The organism is Ectobacillus polymachus (genome assembly GCF_048159605.1).
In the GTDB taxonomy this organism is placed as follows: Bacteria; Bacillota; Bacilli; order Bacillales; family Bacillaceae_G; genus Ectobacillus; species Ectobacillus polymachus.
Genome location: NZ_JBLREB010000001.1, coordinates 304,573 through 325,652, shown reverse-complemented (window position 1 = coordinate 325,652; position 21,080 = coordinate 304,573). Strand labels below are relative to the sequence as shown.

General features: G+C 37.6%; 23 protein-coding genes and 1 pseudogene. 11 read left to right on the top strand and 13 right to left on the bottom strand.

Annotated features, from left to right (window positions below; genetic code table 11):
* Nucleotides 1-43 precede the first annotated feature (43 nt).
* Together ACM5BR_RS01555 and ACM5BR_RS01550 are read right to left on the bottom strand one after the other, a co-directional pair.
* The gene (locus ACM5BR_RS01555) at nt 44-613 is read right to left on the bottom strand and encodes a hypothetical protein (RefSeq protein ID WP_416825433.1); all 570 of its coding nucleotides are present in this window, start codon (nt 611-613) and stop codon (nt 44-46) included.
* Between the two features lie 134 nt (nt 614-747).
* Complete coding sequence (locus ACM5BR_RS01550) at nt 748-1,524, bottom strand: class I SAM-dependent methyltransferase (protein WP_416825432.1); 777 nt, start codon at nt 1,522-1,524, stop codon at nt 748-750.
* A 123-nt stretch (nt 1,525-1,647) separates the two neighbouring features.
* Between ACM5BR_RS01550 and ACM5BR_RS01545 the strand changes: the two genes are divergently transcribed.
* On the top strand, nt 1,648-2,580 hold the full coding sequence (locus tag ACM5BR_RS01545; protein ID WP_416825431.1) for a LysR family transcriptional regulator: 933 nt from the start codon (nt 1,648-1,650) through the stop codon (nt 2,578-2,580).
* Nucleotides 2,581-2,809: 229 nt separating this feature from the next.
* The gene (locus ACM5BR_RS01540) at nt 2,810-3,787 is read left to right on the top strand and encodes a hypothetical protein (protein ID WP_416825430.1); all 978 of its coding nucleotides are present in this window, start codon (nt 2,810-2,812) and stop codon (nt 3,785-3,787) included.
* Nucleotides 3,788-3,864: 77 nt separating this feature from the next.
* On the opposite strand, the gene ACM5BR_RS01535 is transcribed toward ACM5BR_RS01540, so the two are convergent.
* The gene (locus ACM5BR_RS01535; protein WP_416825429.1) at nt 3,865-4,095 is read right to left on the bottom strand and encodes a hypothetical protein; all 231 of its coding nucleotides are present in this window, start codon (nt 4,093-4,095) and stop codon (nt 3,865-3,867) included.
* Between the two features lie 175 nt (nt 4,096-4,270).
* On the bottom strand, nt 4,271-4,444 hold the full coding sequence (locus tag ACM5BR_RS01530) for a DUF4083 family protein (RefSeq protein WP_416825428.1): 174 nt from the start codon (nt 4,442-4,444) through the stop codon (nt 4,271-4,273).
* Nucleotides 4,445-4,627: 183 nt separating this feature from the next.
* On the opposite strand from ACM5BR_RS01530, the gene ACM5BR_RS01525 reads away from it, so the two are divergent.
* From ACM5BR_RS01525 to ACM5BR_RS01500, 6 genes are all read left to right on the top strand, one after another.
* Nucleotides 4,628-6,157, top strand: a complete 1,530-nt coding sequence (locus ACM5BR_RS01525; RefSeq protein WP_416825427.1) for a spore germination protein — start codon at nt 4,628-4,630, stop codon at nt 6,155-6,157.
* Between the two features lie 36 nt (nt 6,158-6,193).
* Nucleotides 6,194-7,354 carry a Ger(x)C family spore germination protein gene (locus ACM5BR_RS01520; RefSeq protein ID WP_416825426.1) on the top strand — a complete coding sequence of 387 codons (1,161 nt, stop codon included), beginning with the start codon at nt 6,194-6,196 and terminating at the stop codon, nt 7,352-7,354.
* A gap of 11 nt (nt 7,355-7,365) precedes the next feature.
* Complete coding sequence (locus ACM5BR_RS01515; RefSeq protein ID WP_416827808.1) at nt 7,366-7,593, top strand: hypothetical protein; 228 nt, start codon at nt 7,366-7,368, stop codon at nt 7,591-7,593.
* A gap of 123 nt (nt 7,594-7,716) precedes the next feature.
* A complete protein-coding gene (locus ACM5BR_RS01510) occupies nt 7,717-8,814 on the top strand; it encodes a GerAB/ArcD/ProY family transporter (protein ID WP_416825425.1) in 1,098 nt (365 codons plus the stop codon).
* A gap of 86 nt (nt 8,815-8,900) precedes the next feature.
* Nucleotides 8,901-9,998, top strand: a complete 1,098-nt coding sequence (locus tag ACM5BR_RS01505; RefSeq protein WP_416825424.1) for a GerAB/ArcD/ProY family transporter — start codon at nt 8,901-8,903, stop codon at nt 9,996-9,998.
* A 124-nt stretch (nt 9,999-10,122) separates the two neighbouring features.
* On the top strand, nt 10,123-11,217 hold the full coding sequence (locus ACM5BR_RS01500; RefSeq protein ID WP_416825423.1) for a GerAB/ArcD/ProY family transporter: 1,095 nt from the start codon (nt 10,123-10,125) through the stop codon (nt 11,215-11,217).
* Nucleotides 11,218-11,313: 96 nt separating this feature from the next.
* On the opposite strand, the gene ytaF is transcribed toward ACM5BR_RS01500, so the two are convergent.
* The 6 genes from ytaF to ACM5BR_RS01470 all read right to left on the bottom strand — a co-directional run bounded on the left by ytaF (nt 11,314) and on the right by ACM5BR_RS01470 (nt 15,824).
* Nucleotides 11,314-11,928, bottom strand: coding sequence for a sporulation membrane protein YtaF (ytaF, locus tag ACM5BR_RS01495; protein ID WP_416825422.1), 615 nt, complete (start codon nt 11,926-11,928; stop codon nt 11,314-11,316).
* A gap of 166 nt (nt 11,929-12,094) precedes the next feature.
* Nucleotides 12,095-13,399: an Nramp family divalent metal transporter gene (locus ACM5BR_RS01490; RefSeq protein ID WP_416825421.1), complete on the bottom strand. Its 1,305-nt coding sequence runs from the start codon at nt 13,397-13,399 to the stop codon at nt 12,095-12,097.
* A 310-nt stretch (nt 13,400-13,709) separates the two neighbouring features.
* A complete protein-coding gene (locus ACM5BR_RS01485) occupies nt 13,710-13,868 on the bottom strand; it encodes a hypothetical protein (RefSeq protein WP_416825420.1) in 159 nt (52 codons plus the stop codon).
* 30 nt (nt 13,869-13,898) lie between these two features.
* Nucleotides 13,899-14,552, bottom strand: coding sequence for an ABC-2 transporter permease (locus ACM5BR_RS01480; RefSeq protein WP_416825419.1), 654 nt, complete (start codon nt 14,550-14,552; stop codon nt 13,899-13,901).
* A 34-nt stretch (nt 14,553-14,586) separates the two neighbouring features.
* Nucleotides 14,587-15,447 (bottom strand): ABC transporter ATP-binding protein, encoded by an 861-nt coding sequence (locus tag ACM5BR_RS01475; RefSeq protein WP_416825418.1) that lies wholly within the window; start codon nt 15,445-15,447, stop codon nt 14,587-14,589.
* A gap of 2 nt (nt 15,448-15,449) precedes the next feature.
* A complete protein-coding gene (locus ACM5BR_RS01470; protein WP_416825417.1) occupies nt 15,450-15,824 on the bottom strand; it encodes a GntR family transcriptional regulator in 375 nt (124 codons plus the stop codon).
* A 170-nt stretch (nt 15,825-15,994) separates the two neighbouring features.
* On the opposite strand from ACM5BR_RS01470, the gene ACM5BR_RS01465 reads away from it, so the two are divergent.
* Nucleotides 15,995-17,050: an acyl-CoA dehydrogenase family protein gene (locus ACM5BR_RS01465; RefSeq protein WP_416825416.1), complete on the top strand. Its 1,056-nt coding sequence runs from the start codon at nt 15,995-15,997 to the stop codon at nt 17,048-17,050.
* A gap of 39 nt (nt 17,051-17,089) precedes the next feature.
* Here the strand turns inward: ACM5BR_RS01465 and ACM5BR_RS01460 are convergent, their stop codons facing one another.
* A complete protein-coding gene (locus tag ACM5BR_RS01460) occupies nt 17,090-17,875 on the bottom strand; it encodes an HAD-IIB family hydrolase (RefSeq protein ID WP_416825415.1) in 786 nt (261 codons plus the stop codon).
* A gap of 23 nt (nt 17,876-17,898) precedes the next feature.
* Nucleotides 17,899-18,237 carry a CHY zinc finger protein gene (locus ACM5BR_RS01455; RefSeq protein WP_416825414.1) on the bottom strand — a complete coding sequence of 113 codons (339 nt, stop codon included), beginning with the start codon at nt 18,235-18,237 and terminating at the stop codon, nt 17,899-17,901.
* 204 nt (nt 18,238-18,441) lie between these two features.
* On the opposite strand from ACM5BR_RS01455, the pseudogene ACM5BR_RS01450 reads away from it, so the two are divergent.
* A pseudogene (locus ACM5BR_RS01450) lies at nt 18,442-19,485 on the top strand (alkene reductase); the annotation flags it as partial.
* Nucleotides 19,486-19,555: 70 nt separating this feature from the next.
* Here the strand turns inward: ACM5BR_RS01450 and ACM5BR_RS01445 are convergent.
* Nucleotides 19,556-19,918, bottom strand: a complete 363-nt coding sequence (locus ACM5BR_RS01445) for a group I truncated hemoglobin (RefSeq protein ID WP_416825413.1) — start codon at nt 19,916-19,918, stop codon at nt 19,556-19,558.
* A gap of 283 nt (nt 19,919-20,201) precedes the next feature.
* On the opposite strand from ACM5BR_RS01445, the gene ACM5BR_RS01440 reads away from it, so the two are divergent.
* On the top strand, nt 20,202-20,921 hold the full coding sequence (locus tag ACM5BR_RS01440) for a YebC/PmpR family DNA-binding transcriptional regulator (RefSeq protein ID WP_416825412.1): 720 nt from the start codon (nt 20,202-20,204) through the stop codon (nt 20,919-20,921).
* Nucleotides 20,922-21,080: the final 159 nt, after the last annotated feature.

Below are 21,080 nucleotides of genomic sequence, written 5' to 3'. Positions count from 1 at the left end.
CCACAGGATAGACTATGGTAGGGTGAATTTGTTTTCCTTTATTTTATTTATTTGCTGCTATTTCTTGTTGTAATTTCTGATTAGAGCTTTGGATGTGTTGATCTAATTTTTCTAATGCAGAATTGATAGCTGCTTTGTCTTTCTTTTGAACAGCTGTTTGTAACTCCTTATAAATCGAACGATCTCCTAGTTTATCTTTCTCACCATTATTCTGTCCAGATAATGCTTGTAATTGCTGGTGTGCTTGTTGTTTTGTTAGTTTCCCTTCTTTCACTTGTGAATGAATAGAATCAATTTCCTGTTTATGTGCTTGATAAAAAGCCTTTTGCTGCGCCTTCTTTTGCTCTACTTTCTTTTGAAATCCTGGCGTTTGGCGTAATTGCTGTACTAGGCTCTTTTGGGTAGCAAGATCTTTTGTAAGTTGATCCTTTAACTCAGGAGAAGCGTATTGATTGATAATATTGGTTAGTTTTTGCTGCTTATCTCCTTTTTCATGATGCTGCTGCTGGGATGCATTTGTGCTGGTATTCTGATTTACAGTCGCTTCTCCTGCTGCCGGTAATAATATAGACGCTGCTAAAATAGGTACAATCAAGCTTGATCTTACTTTCATTTCCATTCCTCCTAAACTTCATAAGCTAGTAAATTCTGGTACATAACAAGTATGTCCAATTGTTGTGAAACTACTGTGAACTAGCTGTGAATATAGAATGGATTTTTTTGGATTTTCTTATATAAAATGAAAGTTTAATCCTTACTACCATGTAACAAAATCGCTTTTAAACAAAAGGAAATCGGATCATTCTGTTCATCAAAGACTGGATTAAATGTTTCTTTGCATAATGGATCAGCATTCTGTAAAAGGGATACAATTTTCTGCTTCACTTCAGGTGTTGTTCCTGCTCGTTCAATCCAACTAGCAAATTCAATTGGTAAATCCCATTTTAACACTTCCTGATACTGGGAATAATTTTCGGCAAACATATCCTTCCATTCGGAAAGGGAACTTTCACGAACTTGGGATGGATCCCTCATTTTGTTTAATTGGTTGATAAAGCGGTCTAACGATATATCTTCCGGGGCATAGTGATCAATTAATAAAAAGTGCCCGCCAGTCTTTAGTACACGGGATATCTCTTGCACTACTTTTCGAACATTTGCAAAATGATGCGCAGCATAACGGCACGTTACAATATCAAACGTCCCATCTGGAAACGGTAGACTTTCTGCATTTCCTTGACGGAATTCCACATTGGATACACCACGTTCCTTCGCATAATTTGTAGCGACTTCCACCATTTCTTTTGTTACGTCTAAACCAATGCATTCCCTGGTAAAGGAGGAAAATGTAATTGCTGTATGCCCAGCGCCTGTTCCGATATCAAGTACTTTTTCTTTTCCTGTTAAAGGAACTGCTTGAATCATTGCGCGTAAATCATCACCAGCAGAAAATAACTGTTCATCTCGATATTTTTCGGGGTGTTTTGAAAACTGCTTTTGAACCAATGTTTTTTCTTCCTTCATGTTCTTTTCCTCCCTCGTATCTTCCATTAATTGATTGTTATATGTATCATAACGAATCGACAGGTATTCGTCTAAGATATATAATCTATAAAAACGATAGTTACAAACTATGGAGTTGATCATATGGAACTACGATTATTACAATATGCTCTAGAGGTTTATCGACAAAAAAGCTTTTCTAAAGCAGCGAATAGCTTACATATTGCGCAGCCATCACTAAGCCAACAAATCAAAAAACTTGAAAATGAAATTGGTGTTTGTCTATTTTATCGAGGACACGGTCCTGTTGCCCTAACTCCTGAAGGAATTCGCTTTATTGAAAAAGCAGAGCAAATCCTAAGGGCACATGACGATCTGTTACGCGAAATGCATGAGAGCAATGAAGGGATTGGATCCGAAATAACCATTGGGGTTCCTGCTGTCACCGGTGGACACATATTACCACCACTTATTCAGGCTTTCTTAGAGAAATATCCACAAGTAAAGGTACACTTAATTGAAGAGTCAACTGAGGAGCTAGAAAATTTAACAGTAAGAGGATTAGTGGATCTATCCATTTTACCGTTACCTATTGAAAGTAATCGATTGGTCACTCGTTCTATGTTAACTGAACCGCTGTTCCTTGCGATTCCACGAGAAGAAAAAAACTGGATGTCAGAAGAAGTCCGCATACTCGTGAAGTCTGCAGGGAAAAACGTACAAGTCGCAGAACAAGCAATCCCTTTATCTGCTGTAGCGGAATCTCCATTTATATTGTTAAAACAGGGATTTGGATTTCGCCGCATCCTTCTAGATCTTTGTGCAGATAGTGGGTTTCAGCCTCTAGCTGCTTTCATCACTAGTAATATCGAGACAGCCCAATCGCTAGTTGCCTCAGGGTTAGGGATTACCATCGTCCCGAAAATGGTAATGCGACAACATTCAAGCCTTAACCCGTTGTATGTTCCAATTGATACCCACCCGACACGCACATTAGTGTTTACTTACTTAGAAGAACGGTACTTGAGTTTAGCTGCACGATCATTTATGGAGATTTATGATACTGTTTTTGGGTAAGCTTCTTATAAAAAACAAGGGAAATTACAAATCGTTAACTAACCTTAAATAGCAAGATAAAGTCATTCTAATTGACATATTGGGAATATTTTCTAATTTATTATTAGTTCCCCCTTCATTCACATTTGTACATATTTGTATTTTTTATAACCAAATGGTATTTCCAGAAAATAAAGAATGATATAATTTATTTGTCGCACTAATTATGTCTTTTTAATAGGGGGAAATAATGAAATTCATTAACAAATTTATTGGTTTTCGATCTGGAAATTCCAAAAATAAAGTCATTGCTTCACTGGGGTATATTGTGTTTGTTTTAGGATTTCTTGGACAAATATCATCTGGTCCAACTATATGGGATTCATTTGTACATACTTTAGGATGGAGTTTACTTTTTTTGTTTGCTTTGATCCCTTTCACAAACACTTTCTCTATTCGGCGTAAATTATTCTTTTTTAATCGAAAATCAGTTATTGGGAAAGCTTTTGGTATTCTTAGTTATACTGTAATAGTATTTATTTTATCTTCCGTAGTTGGAATTGGAATGGAATCTGCAACCGCAAAACAGTTAGAAGCAAAACATCAAGTTGAAATTCAAGCTCAAGCCAATGCGGTTGCACATGCAAAAGCTGATGCCGATGCAAAAGCGAAGGCCGATGCTGATGCAAAAGCAAAAGCCGATTCAGATGCAAAAGCAAAAGCCGATGCTGACGCAAAAGCAAAAGCTGATGCTGACGCAAAAGCAAAAGCCGATGCTGACGCAAAAGCAAAAGCCGATGCTGACGCAAAAGCAAAAGCCGATGCTGACGCAAAAGCGAAAGCTGATGCTGACGCAAAAGCAAAAGCCGATGCTGACGCAAAAGCAAAAGCTGATGCTGACGCAAAAGCAAATTATGCTCAAACACAACAGATACAATCCAGTACACAACAAGCAAATGTCGAAATTTTTAGTGTATCTAGTCCAGCCCCTCGAAATAGCACAGCTACTCTAAGAGCAAAAGTTACACCAGGCGCTACAGCATCTATCGCTATTCATTATAAAAGTGGGGATAGTCATGCTCAAGGACTTGAACCAAAACAAGCTGATGCAAATGGTAATGTCTCATGGTCATGGCATGTTGGTGGCAATACTACATTAGGAAGTGTTTCTATTACAGTAATGTGTAATGGAGCAAGTAGTGATACTCAATTTACTGTCGTCCATTAAGATACACAAAACATCCCCTGAGAGAACCCAGGGGATGTAAATACTTACAGTTTATTATTTCGACTACCCTCTCCACTTTAATGACCCTCAAAAAACAAGAAACCTAGTAAACTTAAAATGAAAAGTACTACTAACGCACTAAGCCCGAAAACTCCGATACCGCCAACCAAAAATAATCCCTGTGGAAAAATAATTGCTACGATTATACCAATTAATAAAAGCCACAATACGAACTTTATCGTTACTTTGAGAAGCTTCCAGAGAATAAATCCAAATAAAATACCTACAAGAATATGGACGATCAGCATAAGACCACCTTCTACTATCATTTTGTAAGGCTATTATATCAAGAAAGCAAAAAAATACTACTTGAACCCCAAGATAAATACTACTCCTCAAATGAGCTTTCTTGCATTGTTGTAAGATTGTCTTTCGAAAACTAAGAAACTATCTAGGAAATATCTAATCATTTTACCGTTAATTTTATTCTTTCTTTTGCTTTTCCAATAGTTCAATAATTCGATCTAATTTCTTTTCCATTTCTGAGGGACCCTTTGCGTGTATATACACTTTTTTTATAAGGAAGAATATGCCTTGAACCACAAAAATCAATATTACAAAAAACACAATCTGGTAAATGATTGTTCCCCAAGGCATCTTATCACCACCTCTTTTCCTAATTATACCATCAAGTAAAAAAATCTTTTATAGTCATACATAATGAAAACAGTAGTAAAAAATCACATTCCATTTGGATAATTTTACTCCATACTTCACAGAATAAAGATAGCTTTTTTCATACTTTTCCATACAACCTTGGATAAAAGGAAGGCGTTCATCATGTTGTTTCGAAATAAACGCAAACAATTCCATAAGAAAAAAGATTCCCATGCGAAACAACCACAAATAGCTGAGCAACAAATTTCGATTTCTTCCAATTTAGATGACAATCTACAAGTTCTTCACTCTGTGTATAAAGATTGCTTTGATGTATCCTTCCGGCCCTTTTTGATTGATGGACAAACAAGAGCTGTTCTTATATATATAGAAGGTTTATCAAATAGAGAGGAGATTGAAAAGCATGTACTCACTCCACTTACATTAGAGACAGAAGGAATGGATAGTAATCAACAGGAAAAATTAGAGCAAAAGATACCCATTGCAAAGGTGATAGAAATTAAGACAATCGGGGATTGTATAGAAAATCTTTCAATCGGTAACACGGTGCTATTGATCCAACAAGAAATGTCTGGATTCGCACTGGGATTGGCTAAATGGGAAAAACGCTCAGTAGAGGAACCAACGGCAGAGAGTATCGTACGAGGACCACGAGAAGGTTTTACAGAAACCTTGGCAGTCAATACTGCCCTTCTAAGGCGAAAAATCAAAAGCACTCAACTTAAAATGAAACCAATAAAAATCGGACGTTTCACGGATACGAGTATTGTAATTGCTTATATAGAAGAAATTACGGAAAAAAGCCTTATTAAGGAAGTCGAAAATCGTTTGCAACGCATTGATATAGATAGCATATTGGAAAGCGGCTATATCGAAGAATTGATAGAAGACAATTCTTACTCTCCCTTTCCTCAACTCGTAAATACGGAACGGCCTGATATAGCTGCTGCTAATCTCCTAGAAGGTCGCGTGGCGATTTTAGTGGACGGTACTCCTTTTGTCTTAATTGCTCCCATTAGCTTTTTTTCTTTACTTCAATCGCCGGAAGATTATTATCAACGTTTCCTGATTAGTTCAGCCATACGCATATTGCGCTTTGTATTCTTTGTGTTCTCTCTTGTACTACCTTCTCTTTATGTGGCTGTTCTTACTTTTCATCAGGAAATGGTGCCGACATCCTTACTGATTAGTGCAGCCTCTTCTCGGGAAACTGTTCCTTTCCCAGTACTTGTAGAAGCATTAATGATGGAAATTTCGTTTGAAGCATTGCGTGAAGCTGGGGTTCGACTACCAAAACAGGTTGGGGCTGCTGTTAGTATTGTCGGCGCATTGGTCATCGGGCAGGCTGCAGTTCAAGCTGGCCTAGTTTCTGCACCCATGATCATCGTTGTTGCTATCACAGGCATTTCCTCCTTTATGGTTCCACACTATACGCAAGGGATTGCATTTCGAATGCTACGTTTTCCTATGATTCTTCTTGCAGGTTCACTAGGATTAGTGGGTATTATGCTAGGAATCATTACAATCGTCATTCACTTGTGCGCATTGCAATCGTTTGGAGTTCCTTACCTTTCCCCAAATACCCCGATGAAAGGGCGTAAATGGAAAGATGCTCTGATTCGGGTTCCATGGTGGATGATGGATAGGCGAAATCCTAAACAAAAAACGAATCAGAGACAAAGAAATAAATAATAGAATGCAAGCATGAAGGGAAGGCTGTGATAAAGGATGAATCCCTTTCTATCTCAAAATATTATGAAAACATTCATCATTCTTCTCTCTTTTTCCTCTATATTTCTGCTTACTGGCTGCTGGGACAGAAGGGAACTTAATGATACTGCACTAGTATTAGGAGTTGCTATGGATGCCAATGAAGGGAAAAAAATTAAGCTTACCATCCAAGTTTTAATCCCATCGGCTGTAAGCAGCGGGCAAGCGGGACAAGGTCAAGGAGGTCCCCGTGTCATGATGAGGTCAGCGATTGGAGAAGATATGGCTGATGCTGTGTCAAAGCTCCAAACAAAGCTTCCACGTAAAATCTTCTGGGGGCACTGTAAAACGTATATTATTGGGGAAAAACTTGCTAAAGCGGGTGGTCTTCATAAACAAATTGACTATTTACTTCGCCACCCAGAACCACGGGAGCGTGCTTATATGTTTATCAGTACTGGGGAAGCATCTAATTTTCTGGAAGCTAAGCCGCAATTAGAACTATTCGTAGGCGAAGGGCTCCGAAAAATATCTGAGATGCATATAGGTACTAGTACTACCTTGAAAGATTTTGAACAGATGTTAACAAGCGATGCAGGGGTGGCTCTCCTGCCATTGATTCAAACTACAGAAAAACATACTGATTTTCTTATAGGGACAGCTATTTTGAAAAATGATGAAATGGTCACTCAAGTTGATACTACCTTAACAAGGGGACTGTTGTGGTTACGAAATAAAAATGAAGTGACTTCCGTGTCAGTAAGCAATCAAAACGGAGGAATTGTATCAATAGATCCCATTCGTCAAAAGACAAAACTCATCCCTTCTATCACAGACGGAAAATGGAGCATGTTAGTAAAAACAGAATTTGATGGTGTAATTGTACAAAATGGTAGTGATATCGACATTATGGAGCCAACTATTATCAAAAAAATAGAAAGTAACACCGAAAAGGAAATCAAGGGGCTTATAGGCAAGACCCTTACACAAGTGCAGGAAGAAATGAATGTGGACGCATTTGGTTTTGCAGATGCATTTCATCGTAAATATCCGAAAGAGTGGGAGAAAGTCAAAGACGGGTGGGATAAGATTCTTCCGCAGGTTGAAGTGAAAATAGATGTTACCATGCATATACGACGCCCTGGTTTATCGACCAAACTGGCTGGAATGAAGGACTGAGGTTGAAAAAAATGAAATGGATAACGACACTTGGAATAACAATTTTCCTACTTCTCATCATTTTATATGAATGGCCCAAAATAGGGATAAACCATAAAAAAGAAAAAATCTCCCTTGTGACCATAACAGTAATAGGTTGGCTTCTTTCTATCCTCCTTCTTTTCTTTCCGGATATGCCTGGGCCTACGCAAATGATTGAAATGCTTTTCAAGCCGTTGGATAAATTATTAGGTAAGTAGGGATAAATCTTGAAACGATTTTAGGACCTGGACCACTATTTTCATATGTTTTCCGGCAGATTATCCTATATAAGATATGTAAGGAAAAGTAAGAGCAATGGAAATAGAAAAGGAGAATAGAAAATGATGGAAAAAGGGCGAATTACCGCTATACAGATGAGCATAATTATGTATCCGAGTATCCTAGCTACTGCCATTCTTTCCGTTCCTTCTACTACAGCAAAATATGCAAAGCAGGATCTTTGGATATCTCCTATATGGGATTGTGCAATCGGTTTACTGCTCGTGTTTATTCTCCTCCAGCTGCATAAGCTATATCCTGGGGAAAATATCATTCAATATAGCGAGCATATTTTGGGGCGTTTTATCGGGAAGCTCCTTGGAATTTTTTATTTGCTTTTTTTTCTTTACAATAGCGGTATTGTTCTACGGGAGTATGGCGAATTTATTGTTAGCACCGTTCTTCCAAAAACTCCAATCATCGTGATATTGGCTAGTATGACTCTAGTTAGTGCACTTGCTATTTACGGTGGTTTGGAAGTGCTGGCACGTGCAGCACTGGTTTTTCTCCCCGTGTTCGCTCTCCCTCTTCTACTAGGGATGGTGATGCTCCTGCCGGATATGGAACCACAAAATATACTTCCTATCATGGGGAATGGAATTCTACCATCTTTACAAGGAGCTTTTTTTCTTCTGACGTGGTTTAGTGATTTTCTTTACCTCTCCTTTTTGCTGCCTTTTTTGAAAGATAAAGGAAAGGAATGGAAATGGAGTACAATTACGGTTATCGCTGTTACACTAACGATGGCGATTACAAATTTAACTACCGTTTTTGTACTTGGTGATATTACCCAAGATAAATTATATCCAGTTAAAAACATTGCCAAGTATATCAGTCTTGTTCATTTCTTTGAGCATGTGGAAGCGATTAGCATAGCCGTCTGGATTACCGGTGCATTTATCAAGTTTTCGCTCTTGTATTATGCACTTGTGCTAGGGACAACCCAAGTGCTGAATGTGTCGGATTATAAATTGTTTGTACTTCCATTGGGATTTCTGCAAGTATTATTTAGTATATGGGTCGCCCCAAGTTTTCAAGAAATTGCTCATTTTTTTTCTACAGCTGGAGCTTTTTATTTTCCCTTTATCGAAGTTATCATTCCGCTTTTTCTTTTGTTTGTCGGTCTTATACGAAAAAAATACAAATCTACAAGCACTTAGGTTTCTAATTTGATGGACGATCGATGAACCTATTTAAGATATGTAAGTAAAAGTAAGAGCAATGGAAATAGAAAAGGAGAATAGAAATGATTGAAAAAGGGCGAATCACCGCTATACAGATGAGCATAATCATGTATCCGAGTATCCTAGCTACTGCAATTCTTTCCGTTCCGTCTACTACAGCTAAGTATGCAAAGCAGGATCTTTGGATGTCTCCTATATGGGATTGTGCAATCGGCTTACTGCTCGTGTTTGTTCTCATCCAGCTGCATAAGCTTTATCCTGGAGAAAATATCATTCAATATAGCGAGCATATTTTGGGACGTTTTCTCGGGAAACTCCTTGGAATTTTTTATTTGCTGTTTTTTGTTTACAATAGCGGTATTGTTCTACGGGAGTATGGCGAATTTCTCAGTAGTGCCGCTCTGCCAAAAACTCCAATCATCGTGATAATGGCTAGTATGACATTAGTTAGTGCGTTTGCCATTTACGGTGGTTTGGAAGTACTGGCACGCGCAGCACTGGTTTTTCTCCCCGTGTTTGCGCTTCCTCTTCTACTCGTGACGGTGATGCTCCTGCCAGATATGGAACCACAAAATATACTTCCTATCATGGGGGATGGAATTCTACCGTCTTTACAAGGAGCTTTTTTTCTTATGACGTGGTTTGGTGGTCTTCTTTACCTCTCATTTTTGCTTCCTTTTTTGAAAGATAAAGGAAAGGGGTGGAAATGGAGTACAATCTCGGTTATAGCCATTACACTAACGATAGCGGTTACAAATTTAACTACCGTTTTTGTACTTGGCAATATTACACAAGATAAAATATATCCAGTAATCAACATTGTCAGGTATATCAGTCTTGTTCATTTCTTTGAGCACGTTGAAGCAATTAGCATTGCTGTCTGGATTACCGGTGCATTTATCAAGTTTTCGCTCTTGTATTATGCACTTGTGCTAGGGACCGCCCAAGTGCTGAATGTGTCGGATTACAAATTGTTTATACTTCCAATGGGATTTCTCCAAGTATTATTTAGTATATGGGTCGCTCCAAGTTTTGAAGAAATCAGTCACTTTTTTTCTACGGCTGGATCTATTTTTTATCCCTTTATCGAAATTATCATTCCGCTTTTTCTTTTGTTTGTCGGTCTTATACGAAAAAAATATAGATCTACAAGCACTTAGTTTTAACTTCCCTAAAACCTGCTAAGACTTGGACCACTATTTTCGTATGACGGCCGGTAAATTATCCTACATCAAATATTTAAAGAAAAGTGAGCAATAGAAATAAAAAGGAGAATAGAAAATAATGGAAAAAGGGCGAATTACCGCTATACAGATGAGCATAATCATGTATCCAAGTATCCTAGCTACTGCAATTCTTACCGTTCCATCTATTTCAGCAACCTATGCAAAGCAGGATCTTTGGATATCTCCTATATGGGACTGTCCAATCGGCTTACTGCTCGTGTTTATTCTCCTCCAGCTGCATAAGCTTTATCCTGGAGAGAATATCATTCAATATAGCGAGCATATTTTGGGGCGTTTTATCGGGAAATTCCTTGGGATCATTTATCTGCTTTCTTTTCTTTTCAATAGCGGCATTGTTCTACGGGAGTATGGTGAATTCATCGTTAGCACCGTTCTTCCAAAAACTCCAATCATCGTGATAATTGCTAGTATGACTCTAATTAGTGCATTTGCTATTTTCGGTGGCCTAGAAGTACTGGCACGTGCAGCACTGGTTTTTCTCCCCGTGTTTGCGCTTCCTCTTCTACTCGTGACGGTGATGCTCCTGCCGGATATGGAACCACAAAATATTCTTCCTATCATGGGAAATGGAATTCTACCGTCTTTACAAGGAGCTTTTTTTCTTATGTTGTGGTTTAGTGATTTTCTTTACCTCTCCTTTTTGCTGCCTTTTTTGAAAGATAAAGGAAAGGAATGGAAATGGAGTTCAATCTCGGTTATAGCTATTACACTAACGATGGCGATTACAAATTTAACTACCGTTTTTGTACTTGGTGATATTACACAAGATAAATTATATCCAGTTATGAAAGCTGTCAAGTATATCAGTCTTGTTCATTTCTTTGAGCACGTTGAAGCGATTAGCGTTGCCGTCTGGATTACCGGTGTATTTGTTAAGTTTTCGCTCTTGTATTATGCACTTGTGCTAGGGACAGCCCAAGTGCTGAATGTGTCTGATTACAAATTATTTGTACTTCCATTGGGATTTCTCCAAGTATTATTTAGTATATGGATCGCCCCAAGTTATCAAGAAATTGCTCACTTTTTTTCTACCGCAGGATCTTTTTTCGTTCCTTTTCTAGAAATGATCATTCCGCTTTTTCTTTTGTTTGTTGGTTTAATACGAAAAAAATACACATCTTCAAAAACTTAGTCTTCTATCGTCTACTCTCAATTTATGTATAAGTGAAACTTCCCCTACCTAGAAGTTTCACTTCTTTCTTGTCTTCGTAATGATACACCCAAAAAACTAGCTTAAGACTTGATGAAGGCCGACCAAAATTAGAAGAATACCGGAGATTACATTGGCTTTCTTGCCTAGTTTTTCAGTAGCATATTTTGCCCCTAGATAAGCACAAAAACCTACACACATAAAACTGAATGCTCCCGAAATTAACGATGAAATCCAAATATTTAAATGAATAATACCTGCATCAAATCCGCCTGCTAAATTATTGATGGATAGAGCGATTCCCAGTATGATGGATTCCAGAAAGCCTACGGATTTTGAGGCATCTAAATCTGCATCTTCAGGATTTTGTAAAATTTGCAAAAGCAAATTACGATCGGACGATTGCTCTCTTGCTTTTTTCTCAAGTAATGGCTGGATAAGTACCCACGTTCCTACAGAAACGAGTACAACCATACCAATAAAATTACAAACAAATAAAGGCAACCAATGGGAAATCCAATTTCCAAATATTCCTCCCACTAGTGCAAATAAAAATCCGATTAGTGCAATCATGGAGTTTGCCGAAAAAGGAATTTTTATTTGCTTTATTCCATAGGCAACTCCTACTCCTGCATTATCCAAATTCGCTGCAGCACCGATTGCAACCATTTGGAGCAAAAGTCCGAAATTCATCCCTATTCCCCCTTCACAACATCTAAAGTATTGTATTCGAAATGACCAGGGAATGTGCTAATACCTACCATATTAAGTTTTATGCAGTGAAGAACTTACTATCATAACGAAAAAAAATCAGCAGGATTCCCCTGCTGATGGAAAGTTCCGTAATACTCTTGTACGCTTAGCCTACTAACGTTTGATAGATAAGTACGAAATTCAAAAGAATGATGATTCCAGATGCAAGTACAGCAAGAACATTCGTACTTTTTCGATTCACTAAAACTCCCATTAATTTTTTTCGGCTCGTGAAATAAATTAATGCAATAATAGGCTGAGGAAGAACAATGCTTAGTACAACCTGACTAATGATAAGCGTCTTCGTTGGGTCTACTCCTATTAACACAATGATAAACGTTGGAAGCATCGTAATGACCCGTCTAAGCCATAACGGAATTGAAAAGCCAACAAACCCTTGCATAATCACTTGCCCCGCCATCGTACCGACAACAGAGCTTGAAATTCCTGATGCGAGAAGCGAAATTAAAAATACGCTCGCTGCTGCAGATCCTAATAGCGGCGTTAAAGTCATATATGCAGTGCTTATATCGGCAATTTGATCATTACCTGATCCATTAAACACAGATGCTGCCATGTACATCATAGCAAGATTAATAAATCCTGCAAACGACATTGCAATCAAGATTTCTTTCGTACTAAAGCGGTTGATTTTCACCGCCTCTTGCTCATTTCTCGGTATGATACGACTTTGCGTTAGGCTAGAGTGAAGATAAATAGCATGCGGCATAACCGTTGCCCCAATGACACCAACAGCAAGCAATAAACTCTCCTTATTCCCAAGCCAAGGAACAACGCTATGGTAAGCAATTTGTGAGAAACTTGGCTTCGAAAAAAATGTCTCGACGATATAACATAAACCAATCAGTATAGCAAAAGCAGCAATAAACTTTTCTAATGGACGAAATCCAAACTTTTCAAGGGTTAAAATTAAATAAGTAGCAATTCCTGTTAGGACAGTCGCATAAATCATCGGCATCCCAAATAATAAATGCAAACCTATCGTGGCACCAAGAAATTCAGCAATATCGGTTGCCATCGCTGCGATTTCCGAGCATACCCACAAGGTATACGATAACCATTTAGGAAATGTATCCCGACATAGTTCAGGAAGATTTCTTCCTGTTGCAATCCCAAGCTTTGCAGACAAATTCTGAAATAACATTGCCATAACGTTGGCTAATACTACTACCCATAACATCTTATATCCAAATTGCGATCCGCTCTGAATATTCGTTGCAAAATTACCTGGATCTATATATGCAATCGAGGCGACAAATGCAGGTCCAATAAACGGTAAAATCGCTCGAATCCCTTTACGTTCTCCTAAAATCGCGGCCCTACAGGCAATAACTGTTTTATCGTTTTTCATAACACTCTTCGTCTGATTCCCTAATCTTAACTCTGTCACTTTATTTGCTCTCCTTTCTTGGTCTATCTCTACTTTTTTGCCCCAGGTCAAATTTGAAACCAAAAAAAATAAATCTTCTCTTCTTTTATGTTAGTTATCTATTTTTCACAATCAGCATAGTAATAATATCTTCAAACAACATTTTACCTCGGGAAACTTTTTAAGTCTAGTATAAAAAAATTAAACTTATATAAATTTTATGTATAGATAAAAAATAAGTTATCTTGGGCTGACAAAAAAATTCTGATCACCAGGAATAGTTTTTCCTTTTTTCTAGTGATCAGAAACATAGTACTAGCTTTTTAGATTTTTATTCATCTTTCATCCGGAGCGCTTTGACGAAAGTAATAATAGCACAAATCAATGGGAAAATTGCTAGTATATTTTTTTCAATTGCTTGTAAAACTGCGATCACAGCTAGAATAATAGCAAAGACATATGAAAACAGCTTGTTCTTGAATACATTCATTTTGCCATTCCCCTTCATTTAACAGTTATGTTAAAAGTCTTTTTTCTCAAAAACAGAGACAGATATAAAATAGGAAACCAGTACAAAAATAAATGTAATAACAACAAGAGACACTGTTGGCCGTTCTAGGAGTCCCGAAACAATCGTTGTATCTTTATTTAATGATAATAGCTTTCCTAGTCCGCTCGATATAGCAAAAAACATCGCAATCCCAAGGAAGGTACCTACTCTATAACCAAATCGAAAATGAATCGGATAAAAAACACCCGTTAAGATATACGTGAAACATAAGGAAAACATCACAATTCGAATATTGAGAATTTGGATCCCTTCAATATGAAACACAACTCGTAAGATGATTAATAGTAAGAAAGAGGAAAGAAAGCTAAGCAGCCACCACACACTGACCATGATATATTTCGCATGAATGACCGTTTTTCTCTTGATGGGCAAGCTTAGTATCAGCCGACTTTGCACGTTTTCGCCTTCGTTTGTATTAAAATTAGAATACAGCGCCATAAAGTAAGCGATAAAAGCAATAGCTAAGCTATAGATTATGCTTGCGTAAATCCCAGTACTAGGAATATTTTTGCCCATTGTTAAAAAATAGGGTAATAAGAAAATGGGGGCTACATAAGCAATTTTTCTTTGTGTGTACATATCTTTTATTATTAAATGAAGCATGGAGGAAGACTCCTTTCCCAACTAGTATGATTTCTTAACATTTGTACGACTTTACCATGTAATACATAATTTCCTCTAACGTTGGTCTATCAAAGCGAATGTTCGAATTTGATAGGTTTCTCGTATTCTCTTTTTTCAAAAACGCTTCGAACCCTACTGATGTTTCCTTAAAACCAATGGGAATGCATGCCTGTATCTCTTCTTTCAAACTTACCGGTCCTTTGACAAGGGTATATGCATCCATCAATTCCTCTGTCTCTTGGCACAATACGATCTGTCCATCTAATATAAACGTTATATAATCTGCCACTTGCTCCAAATCAGTAGTGATATGTGTAGAGAAAAAGATTGCTTTGTTTTCGTCCTGAATTACATCCTGTAAAACATCAAGTAATTCTTTTCGAAAAACCGGATCCAGCCCCGATGTAGGTTCATCCATAATAATCAAATCAGCGTGGTGAGAAAGTGCAACAGCCAAAGCTAATTTCATCTTCGTTCCCTTTGATAAGGTTTTTACGGGCTTCTTAAGAGGTATTTCAAACTCTTTTACATACCGATAAAAGACCTCATTGTCCCATTGATCGTAAAATGAAGCGACAATTCGTTTGTTTGCCTCGACTGTCAAATCCTCAAAAAATACGTCTTGATCATAAACAAACCCAATTCGCTGTTTTAAAGCAGTTACATGATCATGATAATTTTGACCAAATAATTTAATATTGCCGCTATCGATATGAATCAAATCCATAATACAGCGAATAATCGTACTCTTACCTGCACCATTTGGGCCAATAAAGCCCATAATATATCCTTTTTTTAGAGAAAAACTCACATCCTGCAAGGCAAAGTCCTTAAACTTCTTATGCACATGTTCTAGTTCCAAAATGGTTTCCATTGTTATTCCTCCTCATAGCATTGCTTAATACATTCAATCATCTGTTCTAGCGTCATTTCATATTTTTTCGCATCACGAACAATTTGTTTGAATTGAACTTGGATGCTTTGCAGTTGTTTCTGTTTTAAGATTTCCTTATTATGGAAGGAAACAAACGATCCTTTCCCCGGAACAGTATCAATGTATCCTTCCTTTTCCAACTCCTCATAGGCTCGTTTTGTTGTAATCACACTAATTTTCAGCTCTTTCGCAAGCATGCGTATCGACGGGAGTTGTTCTCCCTCAGGCAAATCTCCCGTCAATATCTGTTCAATTATTTGATCTTTAATTTGCTGATAAATAGGATGATCTGCTGAATTCAAAAGTATAATATCCATTTCCAACCCCTAATTGTTTATACTGTATATACTCAATATATACAGTAAGATGATAATAGTCAACAGTCTTGATTAGTACTGTTTATCCAAATGTTATAATTAGATTAGGTTACTCCTATACGTAACAGATTATCTTTGTTTCACTAAAATAAAAAAAGAGGATGATACCCGTGTTTGATGAACAAACCGTTCAGGTTATTCGAAATGAGATTGATAGAATGGAAAAGCTCGGCACATTGACTCCTGAAGTTCTTGAGATCATCTATGAACAACGTTTATTTAAATTGTTTATTCCAAATGAATTACATGGAAACATGACGCCGTTTCCAAAAGCAATTAAGATGTTTGAGGAAGCTGCTTGGATTGATGGGAGTTTTGGTTGGCTTGTACAAATTGGTTCGGGTGCAGGTTTTTTTGTTACAACCATGTTGCCAGATGTTGCTACTGATATTTTTTCTAAGCGTGATGTTTTTATCGCCGGAAGCGACCGGCCAACAGGAATTGCGAAAAAAATTGATGGGGGCTATCTTGTAACTGGAAACTGGAGCTATTGCAGCGGTTCAGTACATGCTTCTGTGTTTACAGCAAATTGCCGCCTTGAAACAGACGATGAAAAGAATGGATCCATTCGAGCTTTTATTTTTACACCAGAACAGGTAGAAATTGAAAAAGACTGGCATGCCTTTGGATTGAAAGCAACAGGTAGCCATACCATTCATGTTACGAGCGCGTTTGTTCCGGAAGAAAGAACATTTGATGTGGCAAAGCCGCATTACTACTATGATCATCCTGTGTTCCATTATCCGTTCATTCCATTTGCAGAAGCCAATATTGCCTCTACTACAATTGGAATTGCAAGACACTTTTTTGACGAAGCAAAAGCACATTCCTTTCGAAAAAGAGATACATGGGATTCTAACCGTTTTCAGTTTGTAATAGACAAAATAGAAGAAATGGAAGCACCTTTCACGCAAGCAGTACGCGACTTTTTCCTTGCGATTGAAGCATCATGGCAAACGCATGTAAGTGGGGCCGAATCAACAGATGATGAATTATGCGAGATTAACTTACAATGTAAAAAGGTTGCGCATCACGCCGTGCAAGGCGCCCAAGTACTATTCCGATACCTTGGAATGGATGCAATTATGGAACATACGAACCTCAATCGAATCTACCGTGATTTACATACGGCATCGCAGCATAAGTTACTCATTTCATATGAATAAGATAACGGGTCTAGGCACCCGTTATCTATGTTTTTTCTATTAGCTTTTTGTAATGCCCAATTCTACCTTAACATTCTTCGCCAATCCATATACCTTTTCTATAATCCGTTCTTCTATATCCTCTGTATGTGGAATCGATTCATTTGCATACACGGCAAGTGATTCATGATGTCCTATCATTACCGTATGTTTCGCGTGCTGAAACATCGTGATGTCATTCGCATCATTTCCGAACGCAATATATTCTTGTTCTGGAATTCCTAATTCGCGTAACGCACTCCATTTATGTATCCCTTGCGGACTAATATCAAGAACATTCTCATTTTTATGTTTATGAATAACGACTTGATGAGTTTGCAATTCTTGATCAAGAGAAGAAAAGTCGGAAGCAGATAGAAGTAACACTTTTATGATTTTTTCTAAGCTTTGTACTTCCACTTGTTCAGCTAAATGATACGGATCTACATGTTGTAAAATAGGATGATTCCGACTTCCAGTGTACGCATAATTCCATTCTCCATCGATTAAATAGGTTGCACTATACTTATGTATAAGTCGTTTTATATCTTCAATTTGTTCGTTCGGAAAACAAACCGAGTGTAACAGTTTCCCATTTTTATAGAGTAAAGAACCATTCCCGCCAATCATCGGATACGAATGAAATCGTGTAGGCAAAATAGGTAATAAATCTCTAATTGGCCGTGCAGATGCGAATATAACTTGGTGTCCTTCTCGATTGATGTTTTCTAAACATTTCAAAATAGGCTCTGATACAGGCCGCCCTTGAAAACAAATGGTTCCATCTAAATCAAAAACAAAGTTCATCGTTCCATCTCCTGAAGTATATTTCATACTTGATCGTATTGATTTTCATTGTATTCAAAGTAAAGATGATAGTGCTTTCTACACCCTTCATTAAACGTTGAACCGCAATGCAAGCAATGATTGGCATGCATATATTGTTGAATCGTATGTTCTGTTTTGCAAACGCCGCAAAGAATAGCAAGCTTATCGAATTCTTCTTTCTTCCATACGACGATGGGATGATCTTCGCATTCCTCATGACATTTGTAGCATGGATAATATGTATTACAGCATTTGAATTTGATAGCAATAATGTCTTTCTCGGTTGCATAATGCTTACACCTTGTCTGATTATCTACTGTAAATCCGTAAACGTTTACCAAGCTTTACTCCCCTCCCCTAGTACATACATTTATTTCTTATTATATCAAATATATATCGATGGATTTTCTCTCACTTTCTATGAGTATATAATTTGTAATTTCTGTAAAATGACGTTATTCTAAATTACACAGCTAATTTTTTGTTAGCTAGCGAAAATAGATTAGAAGGAATGGGAGGAATACATAATGACGCATACGATGATTAGTAAGCTTATTGCTCCTGTGAAAATCGAGGCTTGGAATTTACGTTCTCGAACAGCGATGGCACCAATGACGCGCTGTTTTGCTGATAATCAAACAGGAGTAGTCGGGGAAGATGTTGTGGAATATTATCGCCGCCGTGCTGCAGATGGAATTGGTCTTATTATTACTGAAGGCGTTGTTATTAGCCCGCGTGCAAAAGGAAATCCTGGAGTTCCTGGCATTTATACAAAGGAGCAAATAAATGCATGGAAGAAGGTAACGGAAGCCGTTCACCAAGAAGGCGGAACGATCATCGCACAAATTTGGCATGTAGGAAGAGCAAGCCATCATGAACTTGCCGGAAACTTACCTCCGCAAGCTCCTTCTGCCATTCGCGCTGAAGGAAAAGTATCTCGGTTTGGAAAATCATTTGATATACCAGAAGAAATGAGCATCGAAGATATTAAAGAGGTTATCCAACAATATGCACAAGCTGCTAAAAATGCCATCGATGCAGGCTTTGATGGTGTGGAAATACACGGTGCACACGGCTATTTAATTGACCAATTCAACTCCGATATTTCCAATCATCGAACGGATCGATATGGCGGCGATCTTTCAAACCGTCTCACTTTCATGAAAGAAGTATTAACAAGCGTCATCGAGGCAATAGGCGCTGATCGTACGCTCATTCGTTTTTCTGCTCTTAAAATTGATCAACCTGATTATATGTGGGACGATCCAGAAAAGGCCATCCAAACCTTTATCGAAGCCTTCAAGGAAACTGGCGTAAAGATGATTCATCCTTCAACGATGGAATTTACAAAACCAATTGCTGATGGATTAACCCTGCATCAGCTTGTACGAAAATATTGGGATGGTATTAGTATCGGGGTTGGAAATATAACTCCTGAAACTGCTGAGACCGCAATTGCCGAAGGAACAATTGACGTTGCTGCCTTTGGACGTCCACTCATCGCTAATCCTGATTTTCTACACCGCCTGAAAAATGGAGAAGAATTGATTCCTTATCATGCAAAAAGCCATTTGAAAGAATTAAATTAGTCTAATCCCATATATTTATATACAAAAAGGGTGCTCTCCTAGAATGAGCACCCTTTTTGTAGGCAACCATTTATTTATACAAAATATCATCACGTAAAGAAGCAACTGTGGTAAGGGCTTGGTCAATGTCTGATTCTAGAACACCAAAATGAGCCAGTGCATCGTGCAAATGTGTAGCAATGGCATTAAAGTGTTCCGGTTGTAAATTCATTCCTTCATGTGCCTTAGCCATAGACATTCCTGAATATTGATTCGGACCACCTAAAGCAAAACTAATAAATTTTGTTTGATGACGAATTTGCTTCTGCATATCGGTATTATTAAAAAATGAATTAACAGTATCATCTGCTAGCACAAGTTCATAGAAATACTCCACTACTTTCCCAATTGTTTCTTCGCCGCCATATTTTTCATAAAGAGTTACTGTACTCATCTTGTCGTACCTCCCAAAGTTATTATCATTAGTTATCATCATTTACACTATGATTATACGTAATCCTATTTAGAAGAGGTGTGATTAAAATCACAATTGGAAAACTTATATATGAACAATTTGTTACTATACTCCCTCTATTTTTCATTATTATTCGTAACTCATTCTACATTTGAGGTATAATATTCAGGTGGATATCATCTTCAATTATTTAATCGTAATATTGAAGAGATCGTATAGCAGGTTTATTATATAGATTTAAACTGGAAAGAGAGTGTTCATTATGGGTCGTAAGTGGAATAATATTAAAGAAAAAAAAGCATCAAAAGATTCAAATACAAGTCGGATTTATGCTAAGTTCGGTCGCGAAATTTATGTAGCTGCTAAGCAGGGTGAACCAGATCCTGAAGGAAATCAAGCTTTGAGATTTGTACTAGAACGTGCAAAAACATACAGTGTACCAAAAACGATTATTGATCGTGCGATTGAAAAAGCAAAAGGCGGATCAGATGAAAATTACGATAGACTTCGCTATGAAGGCTTCGGTCCAAACGGCTCAATGGTTATTGTAGATGCCCTAACAAATAACGTAAACCGTACTGCATCAGATGTACGTGCTGCCTTTGGGAAAAACGGCGGTAACATGGGAGTCAGCGGATCAGTTGCCTATATGTTTGACGCAACAGCTGTTATCGGAATTGAAGGAAAAACAGCAGATGACGTATTAGAGCTATTAATGGAAGCGGACGTAGATGCCCGTGACATTATCGAGGAAGAAGATTCCGTGATCGTATATGCTGAACCAGATCAATTCAATGCTTTACAAGAAGCGTTTAAGAATGCTGGAATTACAGAATTTGTTGTGTCTGAGCTAACCATGCTAGCGCAAAATTATGTAACCCTAGATGAAGAAGCACAAGCAAAATTTGAAAAAATGATTGATGCTATAGAAGATTTAGAAGATGTTCAACAAGTGTATCACAACGTAGAACTAGGGGAATAATCGAATCTATTCTAAAAGAGATGAAGCAGCTGAAAATTTATATCCTTTTCAGCTGCTTTTTTTTGATAAATGCTCTCCTTCCTATTTACCAAACATACATATATTTAAAATTTGTATAGATTTCATATCTCCTACTAATAAAAACAACTGTTCCTTTTC